Origin of the sequence: Paenibacillus sp. DS2015 (assembly GCF_050433705.1) — a bacterium.
In the GTDB taxonomy this organism is placed as follows: Bacteria; Bacillota; Bacilli; order Paenibacillales; family Paenibacillaceae; genus Paenibacillus_AQ.
The window spans coordinates 120,952-141,300 of record NZ_JBNPWS010000006.1; the positions used below are offsets into that span (position 1 = coordinate 120,952).

At 41.1% G+C, this 20,349-nt stretch carries 23 protein-coding genes; 14 read left to right on the forward strand and 9 right to left on the reverse strand.

Features of this window, described 5'->3' with window-relative positions:
• Positions 1-35 precede the first annotated feature (35 nt).
• From wecB to J2T13_RS07975, 6 genes are read left to right on the forward strand one after another with little or no spacing between them, the layout of a single operon-like run.
• On the forward strand, positions 36-1,127 hold the full coding sequence (wecB, locus tag J2T13_RS07950; protein WP_429370023.1) for a non-hydrolyzing UDP-N-acetylglucosamine 2-epimerase: 1,092 nt from the start codon (positions 36-38) through the stop codon (positions 1,125-1,127).
• Positions 1,120-2,106 (forward strand): polysaccharide biosynthesis protein, encoded by a 987-nt coding sequence (locus J2T13_RS07955; protein ID WP_429370025.1) that lies wholly within the window; start codon positions 1,120-1,122, stop codon positions 2,104-2,106. The genes wecB and J2T13_RS07955 overlap by 8 nt, the downstream gene beginning before the upstream one ends.
• Positions 2,103-2,927 (forward strand): SDR family oxidoreductase, encoded by an 825-nt coding sequence (locus J2T13_RS07960; protein ID WP_429370027.1) that lies wholly within the window; start codon positions 2,103-2,105, stop codon positions 2,925-2,927. Before J2T13_RS07955 ends, J2T13_RS07960 begins: the two co-directional genes overlap by 4 nt.
• Positions 2,927-3,838: an NAD-dependent epimerase/dehydratase family protein gene (locus J2T13_RS07965; protein WP_429370029.1), complete on the forward strand. Its 912-nt coding sequence runs from the start codon at positions 2,927-2,929 to the stop codon at positions 3,836-3,838. Before J2T13_RS07960 ends, J2T13_RS07965 begins: the two co-directional genes overlap by 1 nt.
• Positions 3,839-4,558 (forward strand): glycosyltransferase, encoded by a 720-nt coding sequence (locus J2T13_RS07970; RefSeq protein WP_429370031.1) that lies wholly within the window; start codon positions 3,839-3,841, stop codon positions 4,556-4,558. It abuts the gene before it with no gap.
• A gap of 17 nt (positions 4,559-4,575) precedes the next feature.
• Positions 4,576-5,619, forward strand: a complete 1,044-nt coding sequence (locus J2T13_RS07975; RefSeq protein WP_429370033.1) for a glycosyltransferase family 4 protein — start codon at positions 4,576-4,578, stop codon at positions 5,617-5,619.
• Positions 5,620-5,732: 113 nt separating this feature from the next.
• Here J2T13_RS07975 and J2T13_RS07980 read toward each other — a convergent pair whose 3' ends face one another.
• The gene (locus J2T13_RS07980; RefSeq protein WP_429370035.1) at positions 5,733-6,803 is read right to left on the reverse strand and encodes a glycosyltransferase family 4 protein; all 1,071 of its coding nucleotides are present in this window, start codon (positions 6,801-6,803) and stop codon (positions 5,733-5,735) included.
• A gap of 189 nt (positions 6,804-6,992) precedes the next feature.
• Between J2T13_RS07980 and J2T13_RS07985 the strand changes: the two genes are divergently transcribed.
• Positions 6,993-7,865, forward strand: coding sequence for a YhcN/YlaJ family sporulation lipoprotein (locus tag J2T13_RS07985; protein WP_429370037.1), 873 nt, complete (start codon positions 6,993-6,995; stop codon positions 7,863-7,865).
• Positions 7,866-7,917: 52 nt separating this feature from the next.
• Here the strand turns inward: J2T13_RS07985 and J2T13_RS07990 are convergent, their stop codons facing one another.
• The 3 genes from J2T13_RS07990 to efeO are packed head-to-tail and all read right to left on the reverse strand — an operon-like array spanning position 7,918 to position 11,905.
• Positions 7,918-9,699, reverse strand: a complete 1,782-nt coding sequence (locus tag J2T13_RS07990; RefSeq protein WP_429370039.1) for an FTR1 family iron permease — start codon at positions 9,697-9,699, stop codon at positions 7,918-7,920.
• A gap of 34 nt (positions 9,700-9,733) precedes the next feature.
• The gene (gene efeB, locus J2T13_RS07995; protein ID WP_429370041.1) at positions 9,734-11,026 is read right to left on the reverse strand and encodes an iron uptake transporter deferrochelatase/peroxidase subunit; all 1,293 of its coding nucleotides are present in this window, start codon (positions 11,024-11,026) and stop codon (positions 9,734-9,736) included.
• Positions 11,027-11,905, reverse strand: a complete 879-nt coding sequence (efeO, locus tag J2T13_RS08000) for an iron uptake system protein EfeO (RefSeq protein ID WP_429370043.1) — start codon at positions 11,903-11,905, stop codon at positions 11,027-11,029.
• 187 nt (positions 11,906-12,092) lie between these two features.
• On the opposite strand from efeO, the gene J2T13_RS08005 reads away from it, so the two are divergent.
• Together J2T13_RS08005 and J2T13_RS08010 are read left to right on the forward strand one after the other, a co-directional pair.
• Entirely contained in the window at positions 12,093-12,599 is a 507-nt protein-coding gene (locus J2T13_RS08005; protein ID WP_429370045.1) for a phosphoesterase, read from the forward strand.
• 122 nt (positions 12,600-12,721) lie between these two features.
• A complete protein-coding gene (locus tag J2T13_RS08010) occupies positions 12,722-12,949 on the forward strand; it encodes a helix-turn-helix domain-containing protein (RefSeq protein WP_429370047.1) in 228 nt (75 codons plus the stop codon).
• Between the two features lie 110 nt (positions 12,950-13,059).
• Here the strand turns inward: J2T13_RS08010 and J2T13_RS08015 are convergent, their stop codons facing one another.
• Together J2T13_RS08015 and J2T13_RS08020 are read right to left on the reverse strand one after the other, a co-directional pair.
• Positions 13,060-13,176 (reverse strand): helix-turn-helix domain-containing protein, encoded by a 117-nt coding sequence (locus J2T13_RS08015; protein ID WP_429370049.1) that lies wholly within the window; start codon positions 13,174-13,176, stop codon positions 13,060-13,062.
• Positions 13,173-13,355 carry a hypothetical protein gene (locus J2T13_RS08020; RefSeq protein WP_429370051.1) on the reverse strand — a complete coding sequence of 61 codons (183 nt, stop codon included), beginning with the start codon at positions 13,353-13,355 and terminating at the stop codon, positions 13,173-13,175. Before J2T13_RS08020 ends, J2T13_RS08015 begins: the two co-directional genes overlap by 4 nt.
• A 10-nt stretch (positions 13,356-13,365) precedes the next feature.
• Between J2T13_RS08020 and J2T13_RS08025 the strand changes: the two genes are divergently transcribed.
• Positions 13,366-13,614, forward strand: a complete 249-nt coding sequence (locus J2T13_RS08025) for a hypothetical protein (RefSeq protein ID WP_429370053.1) — start codon at positions 13,366-13,368, stop codon at positions 13,612-13,614.
• A gap of 96 nt (positions 13,615-13,710) precedes the next feature.
• Here J2T13_RS08025 and J2T13_RS08030 read toward each other — a convergent pair whose 3' ends face one another.
• Both J2T13_RS08030 and J2T13_RS08035 read right to left on the reverse strand, forming a co-directional pair.
• Complete coding sequence (locus J2T13_RS08030) at positions 13,711-14,067, reverse strand: helix-turn-helix domain-containing protein (protein WP_429370055.1); 357 nt, start codon at positions 14,065-14,067, stop codon at positions 13,711-13,713.
• 549 nt (positions 14,068-14,616) lie between these two features.
• Complete coding sequence (locus tag J2T13_RS08035; RefSeq protein WP_429370057.1) at positions 14,617-15,444, reverse strand: TerC family protein; 828 nt, start codon at positions 15,442-15,444, stop codon at positions 14,617-14,619.
• Positions 15,445-15,883: 439 nt separating this feature from the next.
• Here J2T13_RS08035 and J2T13_RS08040 point away from each other — a divergent pair, with 439 nt between their 5' ends.
• On the forward strand, positions 15,884-16,897 hold the full coding sequence (locus J2T13_RS08040) for an MBL fold metallo-hydrolase (protein WP_429370059.1): 1,014 nt from the start codon (positions 15,884-15,886) through the stop codon (positions 16,895-16,897).
• Positions 16,898-17,030: 133 nt separating this feature from the next.
• Here J2T13_RS08040 and J2T13_RS08045 read toward each other — a convergent pair whose 3' ends face one another.
• On the reverse strand, positions 17,031-17,588 hold the full coding sequence (locus tag J2T13_RS08045; RefSeq protein WP_429370061.1) for a phosphatidylglycerophosphatase A family protein: 558 nt from the start codon (positions 17,586-17,588) through the stop codon (positions 17,031-17,033).
• A 126-nt stretch (positions 17,589-17,714) separates the two neighbouring features.
• Between J2T13_RS08045 and J2T13_RS08050 the strand changes: the two genes are divergently transcribed.
• From J2T13_RS08050 to J2T13_RS08060, 3 genes are all read left to right on the forward strand, one after another.
• Positions 17,715-18,794 (forward strand): GerMN domain-containing protein, encoded by a 1,080-nt coding sequence (locus J2T13_RS08050; protein ID WP_429370063.1) that lies wholly within the window; start codon positions 17,715-17,717, stop codon positions 18,792-18,794.
• A 134-nt stretch (positions 18,795-18,928) separates the two neighbouring features.
• Positions 18,929-19,687, forward strand: coding sequence for a ribonuclease PH (gene rph / locus J2T13_RS08055; RefSeq protein WP_429370065.1), 759 nt, complete (start codon positions 18,929-18,931; stop codon positions 19,685-19,687).
• Positions 19,688-19,689: 2 nt separating this feature from the next.
• The gene (locus J2T13_RS08060; RefSeq protein WP_429370067.1) at positions 19,690-20,322 is read left to right on the forward strand and encodes an XTP/dITP diphosphatase; all 633 of its coding nucleotides are present in this window, start codon (positions 19,690-19,692) and stop codon (positions 20,320-20,322) included.
• Positions 20,323-20,349 lie beyond the last annotated feature (27 nt).

Genomic DNA, 20,349 nt, shown 5'->3' on the forward strand with positions numbered 1-20,349 from the left:
TAGGCAATTGAAAAAAGAAGGTAGGGAAGCGAAACATGAGAATTATGACGATTTTGGGTACACGTCCCGAAATTATTCGGCTCAGCCTGATCCTTCCTAAGCTGGACCGATATGCACAGAAGCATGTACTCGTACACACCGGACAAAATTTCACGGAGAGCTTAAGTGGTGTGTTTTTTCGGGAGCTAGGTCTGCGGGAGCCAGACTATATATTACAAGACGAGGCAGCCTCTCTTGGAGGTCAGTTGGCATCGATGTTTCTACAGCTCGAGCATATACTGAGCCAAGAGAAGCTAGATGCTATTCTGCTCCTGGGGGATACCAATAGTGCATTATGCGCCATTTTAAGCGAGCGACTTGGCTATCCTGTCGTGCATATGGAAGCAGGTAATCGCTGTTTCGACTTGAATGTTCCAGAGGAAAAAAATCGACGTGTCATCGATGCAATTTCTTCTATTAATATGCCATATACGCAGCAGAGTAAAGAACATCTTATTCGTGAAGGTGTTCCAAGTCAGCGCATTATTTTGACGGGTAATCCGATTTATGAGGTTATGCAGCACTATGAATCTAAGGTCATAAATAGCAATGTGATGAGTCGTCTATCGCTTAAACCAGATGAATATTTTCTTGTAACTACTCATCGTGCGGAGAATGTAGATCGACCTGATCATTTATTTCAAATTATGAATGGATTGAACGCTGTTGCTGAGAGACATGGGCGTCGCCTTATATGTAGTATTCATCCACGGACAGCTTCTCAAATGAAGCAACATTTGTCATTGAAGATGCATCCACTAGTGGAATTTCATGAGCCTTTTGGATTTTTCGATTTCATCATGCTTGAGCGCCATGCTTGCTGTGCTCTTACAGACAGCGGAACCGTTCAGGAGGAATGTTGTATCATGCATGTTCCAACCGTTACGATGCGTTGGTCTACAGAACGTCCTGAGACTGTGGATTGTGGTAGCAATATAGTATCGGGAGTAGATGCTGACGCTATTGTTAATTCGGCATCGATGATGTTGAACATGCCAAGAAATTGGCAGTGTCCCGAAGGGTATTTGGTAGACAATGTATCCGATAAGGTTGTCAAATTTATGCTTGGAGGGAAAGTATATGTTTGAGAATCAGCGTATTTTGGTAACTGGAGGGACAGGATCTTGGGGGCACGAGCTTATCGCACAATTACTGCCACGTCAGCCTAAGGAAGTTATTATTTATTCGCGCAACGAGTCTACTCAGGTAGCCATGAGTCGCCAATTTGAGAGTGACCTTCTAAGTTTCCGCATCGGTGATATTAGAGATCGCCAAGCCTTAACAGTGGCCTGTCAAGAGGTTGATTATATATTCCATTTAGCCGCACTAAAGCATGTGCCAGTATGCGAGGAGCAACCGTACGAAGCGCTTAAGACCAATGTCATCGGAACGCAGAATGTGATTGAAGCGGCTATTGTGAATCATGTGAAGAAGGTTATCTATATATCTACAGATAAAGCAGCTAATCCATCTAACTTCTACGGTATGACTAAAGCAATTGGTGAGAAATTAATTGTATATGCAAATCTACTGCGTAGTAAGACTCAATTTGTTACTGTACGCGGTGGGAATGTGTTAGGTACAAATGGTAGTGTGGTCCACCTATTCATCGAGCAAATTGAGCGTAAGGGACTAGTCAACATTACGGATATGAGAATGACACGATTCTTCTTAACACTTAGAGATGCGATTGCGCTATTGTTCAAGGCATCGATTGAAAGTGTAGGTGGAGAAATATTTATTATGACGATGCCTACTTGTCGAATTGTGGATTTAGCAGAGGTGCTCATCGAAGCTTCAGGGATTGAGCATGTGAGCATGATTGAAACAGGTATTCGTCCAGGTGAGAAAATCCACGAAATCTTGATGAGTGATTTTGAGAGCCAAACAACGATTGTTTACGATGAACAATATCTTGTTATTCTTCCGACTATTGATATTCCCCATGTGAAAAAACAGTATGACGCTTATCCTCATGTTTCTTTCAGTAGCTTCAGTTCGGAACAAAATGTAATGACTAAAGAGGAGATCAAAGATATCCTCGTTCGAGGAGGCTTCTTATCATGAAGCTACTGATTCTAGGTGGGAATGGCATGGCAGGGCATATGATAGTTAATTATTTTACAAAACAAGGGAAACATAGTGTGTTCTACACAACAAGAAATGACAAAGACCCATCAGGTCTTATGCTAGATGTAATGGATATGCATAAGGTAGATAACCTCATTGAAGCTGTCCATCCTGATGCGATCATTAACGCAATCGGGGTGCTCAATCATCATGCCGAACAAGACATGATCCAGGCTTATTATATTAATGGATTGTTACCGCATCGCCTTCAAACAGCTGCTGATCGAATTTCTGCACGTCTTATTCATATAAGTACAGATTGCGTATTTCTGGGAACACGGGGTCAGTATGGGGAGGGAGAATGCCCAGATGGAGTAACACCTTATGCATTAACTAAGGCACTTGGTGAAGTTCGAGCGGCGGGTCATTTAACCATTCGTACCTCCATCATTGGACCTGAGACCCGCTCTAATGGGATAGGACTGATGAGTTGGTTCATGAAGCAACATGGAGAAGTTCTAGGATATAGGTGTGTATTATGGAATGGAATAACAACCCTAGAGCTTGCAAAAGCGATAGAACATCTCCTAGACACGGATATCTCTGGGATTATTCATTTGACAGCGAGTGTTCCTATAAGTAAATACAACTTACTTCTACTGATGAAGGAGATATGGGAGATCAGCCATATTCACGTCATTGCAGACGATAGCTTTGAACAAGATCGAACCTTGAAGGCAACCCGTTCTGATATGACTTATTCCATACCTTCTTATAGATTCATGCTCGAAGAACTTGCTACCTGGATGAACATGTGATGAAGGATCAGACATTACTTATAACAGGCGCTAATGGATTTACAGGAAGGCATGCTTGTGATTATTTTGCCTCAAAGGGAAATAGGGTTGTCGCTGCGATCCGTCGGCAGAATAGTCTGCCAGCCATTTCAGGGGTTGATCCAAGGGTATGCGATTTGACTGTGAAGAATGAAGTCTTGGCGATGGTTGATGATATAAGCCCAGACTTTGTTCTACATCTAGCAGGCAAAAACTCGGTTCCTGAATCATGGAACGATCCTTTGCTATATATGGAGAAAAATGTTCTATCCACTTTAACTTTGCTGGATGCACTACGTAACCATCCAGAATGTCGCATTCTTATTGTAGGTTCACGTTTGAAATTTCCGTTGGTAAGTTTTCCTTATTCTCCACATCCTTACAGTTTGAGTAAGACGTTAGAGGAGTGTGCGGTATTATCGTGGAGGGAGCTGTTTCACCAGCACATATTGCTTGCTGAGCCGAGTAATTTAATAGGACCCGGGTCCTCCACAGGAATTTGTGCATTGCTTGCTAGGCACATTGTCAATAGTGAGCAGGGAAGGGGTATGAATTCTTTTCGTATTTCCTCACGTTATGACATGTGTGATTTCGTAGATGTAAGGGATGCTATTCTAGCTTACGATTTGATTCTTAGGAAGGGGGAGTCGGGGAGGGTGTATCCTATATGTTCGGGCATTGAATGTTCCCTAGGAGATGTCGTGACTTCTATGTTGGAGTTGGGCAACGTATCGATCGTGTTAGAAATGGGAAACGCACCTCAATCCTCTTCGACAGATGATGACTACTCGTGTGAGGATTTGCATGAGATGGGATGGAAACCGCAAATCCCTTGGGAGCAGTCGCTTGTCGAGATTATGGAGTACTTTCGTAATGGAGGAGGTAAAGGTTGAATGACAGGACCGTTGGTAACCATAGTAATTCCTTTTTATAATTGTCCTTATATTGATCAAGCCATACAATCAGCCCTTTCGCAATCCTATGACCAGCTTGAGGTTATCGTTGTGGATGATGGCTCGACACAGCAAGTAGATAGAATCGAACCCTACCTTCCTTATATAAAATATTTGAGTAAAAGGAATGGGGGGACCGCGACGGCGCTTAATCACGGCATCATACACGCCTCAGGAGAATATGTGGCTTGGCTTAGTTCTGATGATAAATTCTATCCAGCCAAAATTAATAATCAGGTTCTCTTTATGCAGAAACATCGTGCTTATATATCTTCTACTAATTTTAATTTAATGGATGCGACCAGTAACGTGACAATAGCGAATGCAGGCGCAACTTTCAGTAATATTAAGGACTTTTATAGTTGCTTTAAACAAGGGAATCCAATAAACGGATGCACCATTATGATGAGAAAGGAACTGTTTAGTTTTGTTGGATTATTTGATGAAGGACTACCGTACACACACGATTTCGATCTGTGGTATCGCGTCTTGTTGGATGGCTTCGACTTTCCTTTTCTCAACCAATCGTTAACGGCCTACCGTATACATGATGGAATGGGAACTTTAAAACATCAAACTACGATTGAACAAGAGATCGTTGCTACTAAGGCACGTTATTTTGATCGGTATGTGCAATTACTGCAAAGAATTGGGTGTTAGAGAAGGAGGGATGAGGGATGCGATTTACATTTCCGATATTGACGTTGTGTCATGGCGGAGCCCAGCGAATGTTGGCGGAAATTACTAATCGACTTATAGCGAGTGGACATGAGGTTGACATTGTCATGCCAAAGCAAGGTGTTATTCAGTACGAAATCAACTCCAATATCATTCAGACAACCCGAACACAATTGTTTGAAGCTGATTTTCCGATAAGTGATATTATTATTTCTAATTTTTATACGACGGTTCCAATAGCTGAGCAAGCAAGTATGAATGGAAAGGGGATTCATATTCGTCTTTCCTTATGTTATGAACCGACATTCCTGTCAGATCATGAAGTATCCTTTCCAAGTTATCACATGGTTCCTCATTTACTTGTTTTATCTCGCTGGCAACAGCAAATGATACTTTCTAATCACGGAATTTGTGGGAGTATCGTTCCTATTGGAGTCCATGATTTCTTTAGGAATCTTCAAATCCGCCAAGAGGGGGTGCATGCTGTAAATATATCCGCCATACTCAGAATGCCTGAAGGTGGATTTGCATGGCATCGAGAACAGGATTATCTAATTGAGCAATTAATACAGGTTAAAACTCAGCATCCTTCACTTCGGATTAACTTGATCTGTCCACCAAATGAATATTATCAGTCACCGATCTTACAAAAGTTGAAGGAGACAGGTCATTTCGTGATCTTCACACCGGCCGACGATCTGGAACTGAGATATCACTATAATCATACAGACATCTTCGTGAGCTCTGGTACCTATGATGCCGGCTCTTTACCAGGTCTTGAAGCTATGAGATGTGGGGCAGCATTAGTGACCCTCTACGCGGGGGGGAATGCGGAATATGCAGTAAACGAAGTGAATTGTTTGATGAGTTATAGATATGAGAATAAGTTGGCTACAGATATTATTAGACTCTTAGAAAGTCCAGTTCTTCGAATGAACTTGGCAAGGAGAGGAGAACAAGATTCATATCGCTTTACTTGGGAGAAAAGTTATATCGCATTTGAATCAGCTGTAGTAGATATAGTTAGTCGGAAGAGTCTATGAATATACACATAAAGAAACTTCCAAGCCACTTGTCTAGTGACTTGGAAGTTTCTTTATAGATGTGAGCGTTGTTGCATGTTCAGTAGGATAGTGCGCAGTATAAGACGAATTTTCTAACAAACGCTTACTGCATTTATCATTTGAAGAAAGGAATCCATATATTTCGAGGGAGAGAATTGTGAAGTTATGTGTTCCTGTCCTTGAGTCTGAATCAAATGGCGTAATGGCTTATTCCGTAAGAGATCTATACCTTCGTCAACAGCTTGGGTTAGGTTGCCACGGGGATAGAATTTACCTGTAGTATTATGAGTAATGAAAGATCGGACACCATCAGAATCGGTACTCAGAACAGGACATTTACAGCTCATAGCTTCTGCAACGGCATAACCGAATCCTTCAAGGATTGATGTTGATAATAGAAATCCTCCTGAATCTCCAATTATAGAGTAGTATCTAGGCATTTCATGATGAGGAATATTAGAGAAAACTCTGATTAAAGTGTCTAAATGGCGTTGTTTGAGCATGACTTTGAATTCTTGGCGTTCATGTGCTTCGAATAAATTAGCATCTTGGAACAACCAGATTCTTATATCAGGTTGTACCTGTAATAGTTGATAACCAATATTCAATAATTCTCTCCAATTTTTATTGGCTTCTAGTCTACCAACCCATCCAATTATAGGATAAGGGGGAGGCTCATTCGTAACATACGTAAAGGATGAAGCATCTAGTATATTTGGAATGATAAATTGATGTAACCATGGACATAGATAACGAAAGGTTTCAATTAAGTGGGTAGTTTGTGGGAGTAGTACACCGCTACAATAACGTTCTAGATAAGTCGTCGCTCCGGTTACTGTGGCTGTAGCTTGTTCAAGTGTCCCAAAACCTTGTGCCTCATATATAAGTGGACCTTGGTATCCGAGTGAACGCAGGCGTTCCAACATAAAGTAATCTGAGATCACGATGATGGCATCAAAATGGTGTTTGTGCAATATAGCTGAAATTTCTGAATCGTCAGATGTTATATAGGTCGACGTAGCATGGTTATTTTGCTGACCTGCTCCCCATTGGAGATATAGGGAGTGTCCCTCAATACCTTGTTTTTGTAGCGCAATACAGCGTAGGCGGTTGAGTGTTTCAACTCCACCACTGGGGACATAGAATGTGAATAATACCTTCAATACAGATCACCTCCAAGCTCCTCTTATATTATAGAATACGCCTTATTCCTGCTACTGTGTCTATGGTCAATCAATTTGGGTTCTTTTTGTGTAAGTATTGCTTTTATGTCAAATCCTTTCAGCATAGCACTTAGTTCAGCGGGTCATCCTAATCAATGTAACACACACTGTTGAATGGAGGCTGAATGAATGATACGATCGAAAGCAATTAATTTATCCTTGACTACAGCGCTTCTTGTAAGTATGTTCGGTGTATCGGGGTGTATGACGAAAGAGCCTGCGAACACGAATATTAACACGAAGAACGTCCGTAACACAGATCTTACTAGACGTATTGGTGTTAATTCGTTAAGAGATGGTGGAGACAGATTAACTGTACGTAATAACAATGTAACTGATCAGATGACGAATCTGCATTTCGATAGCAAACTTTCGGCTAAGATCGCAGCAATCAAAGGAGTACGTTCAGCGAATGTATTCTTGACGAATGACAATGCTTATGTCGCGGTTTCTTTGGATAACACAGCCAGCAATACAGTGAATAATTTAAGTGCGAAACGTGGCACAACGACGCATACTGATCATTTAGATGGAAACAGAGGATTATATGGAACGATGGGGACAGGAAGCTACGGAATTTTACGTGGTATGACTACTGATAATAACAATAACAGTGGTAAGGTAGAAACTGGAAATATCGGAAGAAGAGGTCTTAATGTTCAAAACGATAATATATCAGGCCTCAATACCAAGAACAAGGTTACACCATTAGATAATGAAGGTGTAAGATATAATAGAACTAGCACTAATAGTGCAGCCGTGGACAATATTCCTACTAAGATCAGAGAGCAAATTACATCCATCGTAAAGAAGCAAGTACCTGCTATTAAAAAGGTATATGCATCTTCTGATCCTGATTTTGTGGAACGTCTAGGCACATATGCTACAACATACAGTAATGGAGCTAATAAAGTCGATAATACGAATTTGGTAACTGACTTCAAAAAATTAGTGTATCGTATATTCCCAATGCATGATAGTACCATGGATCCAGATAAATAATATGTGTTCGATACAATAATTAAACCCTTGTTTTTCAACAAGGGTTTTTTCGTTACTTCGATTTTTTGAAAACAAATTGCCAGATGATATAACCCAGTAATATGAATTGAGGAATAGAGGTTTCCCAAGTAGGATACATGCCTAACCATGAAATGGAGGGTAAATATTCATGGGTGTGTGCAGGAAATTGACCTGCAACTTGTAACGAGTGAATACTTTGCCCAAGAAATCGCAATACTAAATAGTAAATTAATAGGGTGGCTGTAAGGAAGAACCCTCGGATAGGTAATTGTACACTTAATACGATAATGGCGTAGCCAACAACAATAAGAATGGCTAATGCAATGCTAATCCCTAAGATGAGCTGAAAAGGCTCAATAGAAGGTGCCATCCCTACATAAAAGATGGTTGTCTCCGCACCCTCCCGCAGAATAGCTAGTCCTGATACGGCAAATACGGACCACAGGCTACCCTTAGCAAGGGCATTATTTACTTGATCTTTCACATAATTGTTCCACGCCGTGGTACTCGCTTTGCTGTGCATCCAGTAACCGACCGTTAGCATCATGACCACCGCCACGAGACCTGTAATACCCTCAATAAATTCGCGTGTACTCCCAGAAGTTGCTTGAGAGATCGTGTAATGAAGCACAATAGCGAGTATGAAGCTTAGGACTAAGCCGATACCTGCGCCGGACCAGACCCACTTTCTTGCATTGCTATTACCACTACGTTTAAGGTAGGAGAGTAGAGCTGCTAACACTAAGATGGCTTCTAATCCCTCTCGAAGTAGGATAAGCGCAGCATCCCAAGCGGTGTATGTCTGATTACTTGAAATGGGCTCAAGAGAAGCAAGCATATCATCCATGGTCTGTGTAGCTTTTGCAAGCACAGGAGGATTGGATAGTAAATAGCCTGATACGGCGGTCATTTGATTCTCGATTTCTGTATATAGTTTAGCAGAATATAATTGTACTTCACCTTCAACGGAAGGCCACACTGAAATAAATTGTTCCATCTGCTGAGCAGCTTGATCTATTTGTCCATTTTGGACCTGACTACGTGCAGATTGTAGAACTTGAAGTAAATCTTTGATCGAATGTTTGTCGGTGGTGAGACTATTATTTATTTTACCTGCTGAATAATCTTCAAGGATGGTGATGAGCTTCTGCATCTGAAGCTTTGCTTGATCTTCTTTCATTGGATCTGCCTGAAGATTTATGCGGATTAGACTAATCTGAGTTTCTAGTTGCCCATAAACATTAAATTGGTCTAGACGGATGGCTGACTCTGATTTTTTCCAATCATTAACAATCTTTTGGTAGCTTTCCTCTGCTATTTTCCAATCTTGCTGCTCCATGGCAATCATACTCTCTTTGGCATAAGGAAGGAGTTTACCAGCTGTTTCGGGCCCGCTAGTCGTATCCTGCTCTGACTTAGGCTGAACAGCAGTAATATATTGATCTATGGATTTGGCTAATAAAGATAAGGATTGTTTAGATCCTTGGACATCTTTGGTTTCTAGCTTTTGTCTGGAATCAGTTAATGCAGTGTCGATAGCATTAGTCAGGGTAGTATCAATTGGAGGTTCTTTGATTTGTAATGTATCCCACATTTGTTGTACTTGCTGTAAATCGTCCAACGCAGCCTGCCATTGTTGTTGACCTGTTTCTACAAGAACGCTCCCAACTGCAGGCATAAGTTGATCGATTGCGGAATTATTGTCCGTTTCTGCGGAGGCAGAGAGAGGATAAGCACATATGCAACAGAGGATGACGAGGAACGTCATCCATGCTGTACTTCTTAAGCGTGAGAGTTGAGCAGGTAATAGCATTGAAATAGCTCTCCTTGGTTTTTATTTCATGAAGTTATAGTAAAGAATCGCCTATATATCTTCCTTGTTCGACGCCGGCAAAACAAGCAAAGACTGCACTTCCAATATTTGATATATACTCGTTAAGTTTATCGCCAGCAGCAAGCTTCTGCTGAATAGGCACAAATTGTTTATATAAATCTCTTTGAAAGCTTATAAAAAGTAATCCTGCATCGAGTTGTCCTCTTGTAGAATCGATCCCACTAGAGTAAGAATAAGAGCGTCGTAGTAACTTTAGAGTGCCATCGCCATGAGATAGAGCCACATGCGAATTAGCTGGGATATGAAGATTACCTTCAGGCGTTGTAGCATTGACGTCTACAGGATCAAATTCGTGTTTAGCTCCCATGGGTGCACCGCTATCACGGTAACGTCCAAAGGTTGTTTCTTGATCCTTGAGACTTGATCGATCCCATACTTCTATGAGCATGCGGACACGTCTTACAACCATGTAACTGCCACCCGTCATCCATGTCGCCCCATCTGTATTTTGCGCCCATACCACTTGGTTCATTAGATCAGGGTCCGACACATCTGGATTACCCGTACCATCCTTAAATCCAAGAAGATTACGAGGTGTCCCGGCAGATGGATCTGCTTGAGTCGTTCGCTGAAATCCGTCTTGTGTCCAGCGTAGCACGGCCTTCCCTCTAGCAATTCTTGTTAAATTTCGAATGGCATGAAAGGCAACCTGCATATCGTCGGCACAGACCTGTACCATCAGGTCACCCCCACACCATTGGGGCTGTAGCGAATCCCCACGGAATGACGGAAGATCTTGAAAGGTAGAAGGGCGTTTGGACTGCAACCCGAATCGTGAATCGAAGAAGGAGGGACCTACACCAAAGGTAATGGTGCTTCGAGAAGGCGAAAGACCTACAGCTTCGCCTGTATCCGAAGGTGGGAGATTCTGATGACTATTAATATTACCAATAAGACTGCCTTGTGTCATGGTGAAGGCAGCTTCAGTCCAAGCTTGGAATAGTTTACGCACTTCATTAATATCACTAGTGGTGACATCAAAAGCTGCACAGTAAATGAAATTCTGAGCAGGCGTAATAATTCCTGCCTGATGTTTACCATGAAAAGGAATACTATCCAAGCTAGTGTTAACGGTAGCATCATTAGATTTTACTTTGGTGCGTGTTGACAGGACGCCGCCCATACCGGCTCCACCAAGCATAAGACCTATACCGCCCACGCCAGCGATACGTAATAGTTCGCGACGATTTATTTTTTTCTTAAGAATGGATTCTGATTGATGCTTAGAGTCTGAAGATTCCATCATTTACACTCCCAGTAGAGAACCCATATTTGAGAGGGGTTCGGCAAGTGCATCTAAATTTTGACTGAGAGTTCGAACTTCTTCCTCTTTTAAGTGCTCATATGAAATATATCCTTCGCCTTCCTTGAAGGGCTCAAGCTCTTTGAGCAACCCAGCAAAGCGTTCTCCAATTTGTTTTTCCAAATCAGCATCTTTGATTGCTAGTGCAGGTTTTAGAATCTCATAGATCTTACTAGCTCCTTCTACGTTGGCTACAAAATCATATAAATCGGTATGAGAGTATAATTCTTCCTCACCTGTGACTTTAGATGAAGATATTTCATTTAATAGTTCAACAGCACCTGTTACCATCATAGCAGCATCAATTTCTACGGTCTCAACCTTTGCACGTAGCAATTGAGCGTCTTTAAGTAATTGGTCAGCATATTCTTCCTGGCCATCCGTTGTGCCATTTTCCCATAGACTTTGTTCTATGCGGTGGAATCCGCGCCAATCCGCTTCTTCAACATCATTGATACGGGCATCGATATTAGGATCAAGATCGCCTAGTGCTTCTGCAATAGGTTCAATTCGTTCATAATACATACGTGCTGGAGCGTAAAGAGCTTTGGCTTCTTCAAGATTACCTGATTTCACAGCATTCGTGAACTTTTCAGTTTCCTTTACAAAAAGATCACATTGCTCCACGACAAAGGTTCGGTATTGCTCTGTTTCCTTTGTAAAGTCAGTGGCCGCTACTTGAGTAGTGTCAGCAGGTGTTACTTTCACAGATTCATTTGATACTTCCGTTGTTGACACTTCGGCGTTGTCTTTCTCGGCACATCCGGTAAAAAGGATGGAGAGAGTAAGTACACTAGCAGGTAATACGGCTTTAAATTTCATGAATAGAATAGCTCCTTTTTTTTATGGAAATAAAATATATATAATTCAGGTTATTAGCGTGATAATGATTATCAATTTCAAAGCAATGACATTATCATAGTGACTTTTGGAGAAGCTGTCAATATATATATTATTTGATGTTTGGTATAAAATAGAAATGATAATTCATTGGGGAGTGATTTTAAGTATGCAAAATGTCTATTTCACCTCAGACCATCATTTTGGCCATAAAAATATTATAGATTTTGAATCTAGACCTTTTACTGACGTAGAAGAGATGAATGAATATATGATTACAAGTTGGAATGCAAGGGTAGGCAAAGAGGACAAGGTTTTTCATCTGGGGGATTTTTCTTTTCTGAATCAAGATAAGACGAGAGAGATCGTAAATAAGCTTAATGGTTATAAGGTTCTTATTATGGGAAACCATGATCGAGGAAGAACAAGAAACTGGTGGCTTGAGGCAGGATTTAATGAAGTGAGTGAACTCCCGCTTATTTATAAGGACTTCTTTTTTCTCACACATGAACCCATGTACATGAACAAGCATATGCCTTTCGTTAACGTTCATGGGCATACCCACGGGCAGAAGTATGAAGGGAAGAACTATTTCAATATCTGTGTTGAACATTGGGACTATAAGCCATTATCCTTCGAACAGATCCGCGATGCAGTCGTTGTGAGCGAAGAGTAGGAATCAATTGCCCATTTTTAAGCATACACGACACCAATGTCTGTAACCTAACATAATATGTGTTGACTGTATCCCTTTACCTTGTTAGACCATATAAACCCGGGCAAGGAGGGGTGACACCATTGAAGGGAATTGACAACCACAAGAGCAAATTTTTGTTGACCCACCGTGAACGTGAAGTTTTTGAATTGCTTGTTCAAGATAAAACTACGCGAGATATCGCCGGGCAGTTATTCATAAGCGAAAAAACGGTGCGTAACCACATTTCCAATGTCATGCAAAAACTAAATGTCAAAGGCCGTTCTCAAGCAGTTGTCGAACTAATCAAGCTTGGCGAACTCATCATTTGACCTAAGACCTAAGCCTTCAATACCCCTTGGCCTTCTGATTGTGCCATCCTTTAAGTAGGAAGCGCACCGTCAGAAGGTTATTTGTTGTACATGAATAAGGGTAAAGCGGACTAGTGTGAAATTATCTTATATTCGTTTGGAGTGATCCCTACAACCCTTTTGAACAGTTTATTAAAATAAGCGGGGTCTGCATATCCGACTTCTGCTCCAAGTTTATGAACTTTCATATCTGGTTACAGTTTGCTGAAACCCAGCTTTTCACATTCTCTACAGCCTTGCTGACATCCTGTCCATCGAAGTCGTCAAACTCATGCAGTTCCTTAGTTGGCGTAATAAAGTAAAAAGTCGCTGTAAACGCCAGAGTCGCAGGCTCTCTTTGCCTCGGCATAGGCACTCTTAAGGACATGTGTGTAGAAATGGCTGGAACCTACATGCACGGAATGTCCGTCTGGGACTGCAAAGAACGGAGTACATACACGCTTAAATTCTTCGGACGTAGGAACTTCAGCGAAATACCAGACCCAGACCTGAAGCCGCTCATGGATGGCGAGACAGTCGTACTGAGCATTATTCTCTTTCCGCACATTGTCAGTACCGTGACAAACGGTCGTCGGATTACTTCCTTTTTCCCACGAGCCATGAACAGCTGTAGGACACCCTTGTAAATTACAATCCAGCTAAGCCAATTTACCTAAACCTTCAATTTCTCTTTGTCCTTCTGACTGAAGTCTTCCTTAACTAGAGAGCTCCCCGTTAGAAGGTTATTTGTAGTTCTTCGGCTCCGTTGAGTTCAATTGATCCAAATGAGTAAACATAACCTCGAGCATATTCAATGCCATTTCTTGCTCTCTTATTGGACGTTCTTGAAGCAACTGTGTAATTTTATGGATAAAGTGACCTTCGTTCATTTTGAGGGACTCGTGAAGTAATTCATCTGCCGTTACTTCTAATTGATTGGCTAACTTAAGAAGTGTTTCGAGAGTAAGGCTTCGTTCTCCTCGTTCAATCTGTCCTATATAGGCATGAGAGACGTCGATCTTTTCTGCTAATCTTTCTTGGGTTAAATTATGTTTAAGCCGTTCTTGACGTAACCGTGTTCCTAATTGCATGTAATCCATCGTGATATCAACCTCCACCCTAAACAGTAGTGAAAGGTTAACAGAAATTTAATATACTGTTAGTTTCATTATGTTTACTGTTTGTTTTAAATGGTATATAATTACTTTAATGGGTTCTATTTTTATTGGATTGAAGAGAGGAGAATGAACATTGAACTGTCTTAAGTGTAATTTTGAGAATAGCCATACAGCCAAATTCTGTGATCGTTGTGGCATTCTGTTATATGCATCTTTCAAAGCTCAACTTAGAAATAATGAATCACGAATGGAAAGGAATATAGCTGTTTTGCCAACTGAGAAAAAAAGAGACTTAACCTCAAAATATCTCCTGATTCCTGTCTTAGTTGTGGGAATATTTCTACTAATTATAATCTTGTACGATTGAATACATCATCGGAAACTTACAATTATAAAGATTTATCTTGAAATCCGAAAGGGTAAATGGACACAGTGTGTGTTTGGAATTAGAAAGTATATATGTAATTAGATATGAAAAAACCGCCTTCTATACGCTCAGAAGGCGGTCCTTAGTAACTGAATAAAATGATCTTATTTCAATACTTTAGCTTGTTTTTTATCCATATCAGAGTCAGAAATTTCTTCACTATGTTCTTCATTCTTACTGCTCAGGAACCAACCTAAGACAGCAATCAAGACTAGAATGATATAGAAGGTGGTTTTCCATAGGGTACCATGTGCAAAAGATTCGGATAGAACACCAAGAGATGGGTGTGCAAGTGTGATCACAGCAAGCTTGACACCTACCCAACCTACGATGAAGAAGGCTGCAATTTCTAGACCCGGACGGGAATGCAACAATTTCACGAAGTATGACGCGGCGAAACGCATGATGATCAATCCAATGATTCCTCCGGCAAAGACGACTAGAAACTGTCCACCATCTAATCCCCCGATTTTCGGAAGTCCACTCGGTGGTAAGGCTACTGCCAATGCTACAGCAGCTAATATAGAGTCTACGGCAAAAGCGATATCCGCCACTTCAATTTTAAGTACCGTGAACCAGAAGCCAGCTTTCTTTTTGGGTTGAGCTGAGCTGCCATGAATGTCTTCTTCTGTTTTTGATTTTTTTGAAATGACCTTTCTTATGATATGATTTGCCGCGATAAACAATAGATAAAGGGCGCCAATAGCCTGTACTTGCCAAATATCTACTAAGAATGAGATAACAAATAATGAAGCGAAGCGAAGAACAAAGGCACCTGCCAATCCGTAAAAAAGTGCTTTCTTTCGTTCCTCATCTGGAAGATGCTTTACCATAATTGCTAACACCAACGCATTATCTGCTGCGAGTAACCCCTCTAATCCAACGAGTACAATAAGTACCCATCCATACTCTAATATTAAACCGATATCCAACGTTACTCCTCCTTGTTCATGTCTATTTCTGTAGTATAAACATCTACGGTTTTTTAAGCCGTGGTTTAAATGGATCATGTAGAGAGTATAAAAGTACTCTCTACGGGTGTTAGGAAATCGCTATGAAGCGACTTCTTCCAAACTAATAACATCAAAAAAGACCTTTACCAAGAAAGTAAAAACCTCTAAAAAACAAAGGATTTACTACTTGGTAAAGGTCTCGCTAACAGTTGTGAATTGTCAACAAAGCCGGAGAAGGTTCTCTCGTATTGACGACTTTATTGTACAGCTACTCCCCTTTACAGGTGGAAGATATTTAGTTGTTGAAGTAATTGAAAGAATAATATAGTAAAATCATATATTTTTTCAAAGTTAATGTCAATAGGGTACACTATAATTGAGAAACGAGTATGGTTTAAGAGGAAGGAGATTGCAAGTAATGGTGAATATGCCAGAAATGATAACTTGGGATTATGGGATCAATCAAGTCAAAGTATCCATGTCCTATCCTTTACGGTGGGTAAATAGTTATGTGTTACAAAGTTCAATCGGTGGTGTGGCCATTATCGATCCGGGACCACGCAGTAGCCTAACAGAAAAAGAATGGGAGAAAGCACTTGAATATTTGGGTTACACGCTTCAAGATGTAACTGAAGTTTTTGTTACTCACCATCATCCAGATCACTATGGACTAGCCGGCTGGCTTCAATTGCAAAGCGACTGCTTGGTATACATGTCTCAAAGAGCCTTTGATGAGTCTCTTATGATGTGGGGAAATGACTCCGATATTAATGCTGAACTACCGTTATGGTTGCGAAAGCATGGGTTGCCCAATGAGTGGGCAGGTCAGATTGAGCAACATTTACTTGATTTCTTGCCACAGGTTTCACCCAGACCTGAAATTACAATAGTAGAAGATGGCACTCACCTTGAATTAGGTGGTCTTTCTTGGTTGGTTATAGAGACTGGAGGACATGCACCGGGACATCTATCCTTATACAATCGTGACTTCGGCATGATGATGTGTGGTGATGCTGTCTTACCTCAGATTTCACCCAATGTCAGTCTGATTCCGGGTAGTGACCCTGAACCATTGAATACCTTCTTGAACAGTTTATTGAAACTTAACAACGTTGAGGTGAAACATGCTTTTCCAGGACATCGGAATCCATTTACTACTTTCCATAAACGAATAGAACAGCTGCTCACACATCATGAACAACGTTTATTAGAGATTGAGAAGCTTCTAACGGAGTCTCCACAGAGTGGGTATGAAATTTGTGTTGCCCTATTTGGAAATAGATTATCCCTACACCAAATGAGGTTTGCCATGTGTGAAGCTCTCGCTCATTTACAGGAATTGGTGCGTCAGGGTAAAGCACAATCTTCAGCGTCCGCTTTGGGTGATGGCATCATCTTTACAGTAACTAAAAAACCTCCAAGTTCACTTTAAGAAGTCAACTTGGAGGTTTTTTGGAGGTTTCCTTATTGTTGACCGCTCGTTTAATTCAGGGATCATTGACGACTTCAGCCTAGTTTGTTTCTTTCAATAATGTTAAAGGTCTTCAACTTATTCTTTGATCTCTTTAGAGGGGATTAAATTCCTTATTATCCTTAGCGTAGAGCTCTTCTTTCTCAGCTTGCTTTCGATGGGCAATTCGACTACTAGCGGCTGCAGCTACTGCACCTACGATATCGTCCAGGAAGGTATGAACTTGTCCTGAGGTTTTATCATTTAATCTTTCTAATACTCCTGGCTTTAACTTGTCCACATACCCGTAATTCGTAAATCCAATGCTTCCATATACATTCACAATAGAGAAGGCAAGAATCTCATCCACGCCGTAGAGTCCCTCATCATTCACTAACATTTCTTGTAAAGGAGAGATTAGTTTTCCTTCTTCAGCTAGAATATCTAACTGAATTCCTGTTAATACAGCATTCTGAACTTCACGTTTATTGAGAACCATCTCAACGTTTTCAATGCATTCTTCCATAGTAAGGCTGGGATAGTATTTCTGTTGTAAAAACATGACTAGCTCAGCAATTTCCGGTATTTTAATACCTCTCTTATGTAACCATTCATGAGTCGCATTTGCGACCGCTTTGCTGTTAAGACTATATGGAATTTTCTCGTTATCCATAAAATCACCTCGTTTTCTTGTAGTATACTCCAGAATTTTAAATAAAAAACGGTTATTTTTTCAATAAGGGGCTCGTATATATACTAGTACAAACTGTATGAAATTGTTAGGAGGAGAATATAGATTATGTCTAAAATTTATAGAATACGCAATTTTTCTGCCGCGGGGTTGTTGGCTGTACCTATTATTCTGTCCGGATGTAGTGGTTTTAGTAAAGAATCTATGGATGTAGATCCACCGCCAGCACAGCAGGAGGCTCAGATGTTACAGACAATGAACGGTTTGGTTGCCCCTGATGGAGCGACGAAGACCACGGCTGGTTCGCCTACGGCAACCGTGTATCTATCTAATCCTAACGGCTTATTGGCTCCGGTGTCACTAGCCCTTCCACAATCAGATGATAAGAACATTGGCGCCTCTCTTCGTGTAGCACTTGAGTCTATTGTGAAGGATGGCCTATACAAGGACCTTATACCCGAAGGTTTTACGGGAGTGTTGCCAGCAGGGACTGAAGTGAAGAATGTTAGTGTGGAGAAGGAGAAGAAACTTGCAATTGTAGAATTTAGTAAACCTTTCGTTACGTATGATGCAAAGAATGAACGCGCTATGCTGGAAGCAATCACGTGGACGCTAACTGGGGATGCAAGTATTGAACATGTCCAAATTTGGGTAGATGGTGAGAAGCTAACACAAATGCCGATAAATCAGACACCACTTGATCATTCGCTTGGCCGTGAATTTGGGATTAACCTTGAAAAGGGAGAAGGTGCGAGTTATTTAACTTCAAGCCCTGTAGTTGTATATTTCTCTGCACTATCACCAACAGGCATTCAATATTATGTGCCGATCACGAGGTTAGTGGAGTCAGGTGAGAATAAGCTACATACGGCGCTTGGTGAGCTGATTCATGGACCTGGAATAAGAGGGAGTCTGGAACAGGTCATGACTTCAGGTACTTCATTAGAATCCGTAAAGACTGCTAAGGACGGGACTGTGACGGTAGCACTAAAAGATGATATGTTTGCAGAAGGTGAGCAAGTGCCGCAAGAAATGCTACAGTCAGTAGTTCTAACCGTTGCAGAGAATGCCGGAAACCCTAAAGTGAAAATTCAATTGAACGGAACGACTCCTGTTATTGGATTAGATCAATTAAATTATAGCGAACCTGTATCTAGACCAGAGTATATTAACGAAATCCCTCTTTAAGAGAGATCTACATTTGTATATGCACCACGAGATCTGAGATTTCTCTAAAAAGATGCTTTTATGTTGACACTTTGATAAAATAAGGTTGGTTTGCTTGAATTAAAGGATCGCTAATGATGTAGGAGGCAGAAAAGATGAGATCAGACGGACGAGATAACGATCAGCTGCGCCCGATGAATTTAACAACAAATGTTAACAAATATGCTGAAGGCTCCGTTTACATTGAGATGGGAGATACCAAGGTTATTTGTACAGCTACTGTAGATGAAAAGGTTCCCTCATTTATGAAAGGACAAGGGAAAGGCTGGGTAACCGCAGAATATTCTATGCTCCCACGGGCAACACATACACGTAATCAACGGGAAGCTACTCGCGGTAAACTTAGTGGCCGGACGATGGAAATTCAAAGGTTGATTGGCAGAGCGCTTCGATCCATTGTGAATCTTAAAGCTTTGGGTGAACGTACGATTACGATCGATTGTGATGTTATACAAGCAGATGGAGGTACACGTACAACTTCCATTACAGGTGCTTTTGTAGCATTGTCAATAGCCGTAGATAAGATTGCTCAGCAACATCGGCTTCCTATTTTTCCGATTACTGATTTCTTGGCTTCGGTCAGCGTGGGTGTGATTGGAGGAGAGTCACGTTTAGACTTGAATTATGAAGAAGATTCTAAGGCTAAAGTGGATATGAATCTGGTGATGACTGGAAATGGGAAATTCGTAGAGCTTCAAGGTACGGGGGAAGAGAGTCCTTTTTCACGTGAAGAATTGGATCAATTGCTTCAGCTTGGTGAACAAGGTATTCGGGAGATTATTATGCGTCAGAAGGAAGTTCTAGGTCCGATTGCATTAATGATTGGTTCCGGTCAAACGGCCAAAGGAGTGTAACGATGAAGTTCGACCAAGATACAATTATAGTTGCAACGAAGAATAAAGGGAAGGTTCGTGAGTTTGAGCATGCTTTCGCGCCACTAGGGTTGAAGGTAAAGAGTATGTTCGATTACAGTGAACTGCCTGATGTGATTGAAGATGGGCATACATTTGTTCAGAATGCATTGAAAAAGGCCACGGAAGTTGGTGATGCTCTAGGCTTACCTGTTCTGGCTGATGATTCTGGATTATGTGTAGATGCATTAGAAGGTCGTCCAGGTGTATACTCGGCACGTTATGCAGGCGAGCATGCTAGTGACCAAGAAAATAATGATAAACTTCTACTCGAGCTTGGAGAACTGAAGCAAGGAGAAGATACGGAACAGATCCTACTCAGTCCTGCTCGCTTCGAATGCGCTTTGGTTCTATACGATCCCTTTACCAAAAGGCATATAGAAACATCTGGTACAGTAGACGGTTGGATTACGACTGAGGTAGCGGGTCAGGGAGGATTTGGTTATGACCCTTTGTTCTTTCTTTCCCAATATGAGCAGACGATGGCCGAATTAACATTAGAACAGAAGCAATCCATTAGCCATCGTGGTGCTGCATTGCGGAAATTAGTAACTCTGCTAACAGAAGTCATAGGATAGATTGTAAAGGAAGGCTACCCCTCGTTT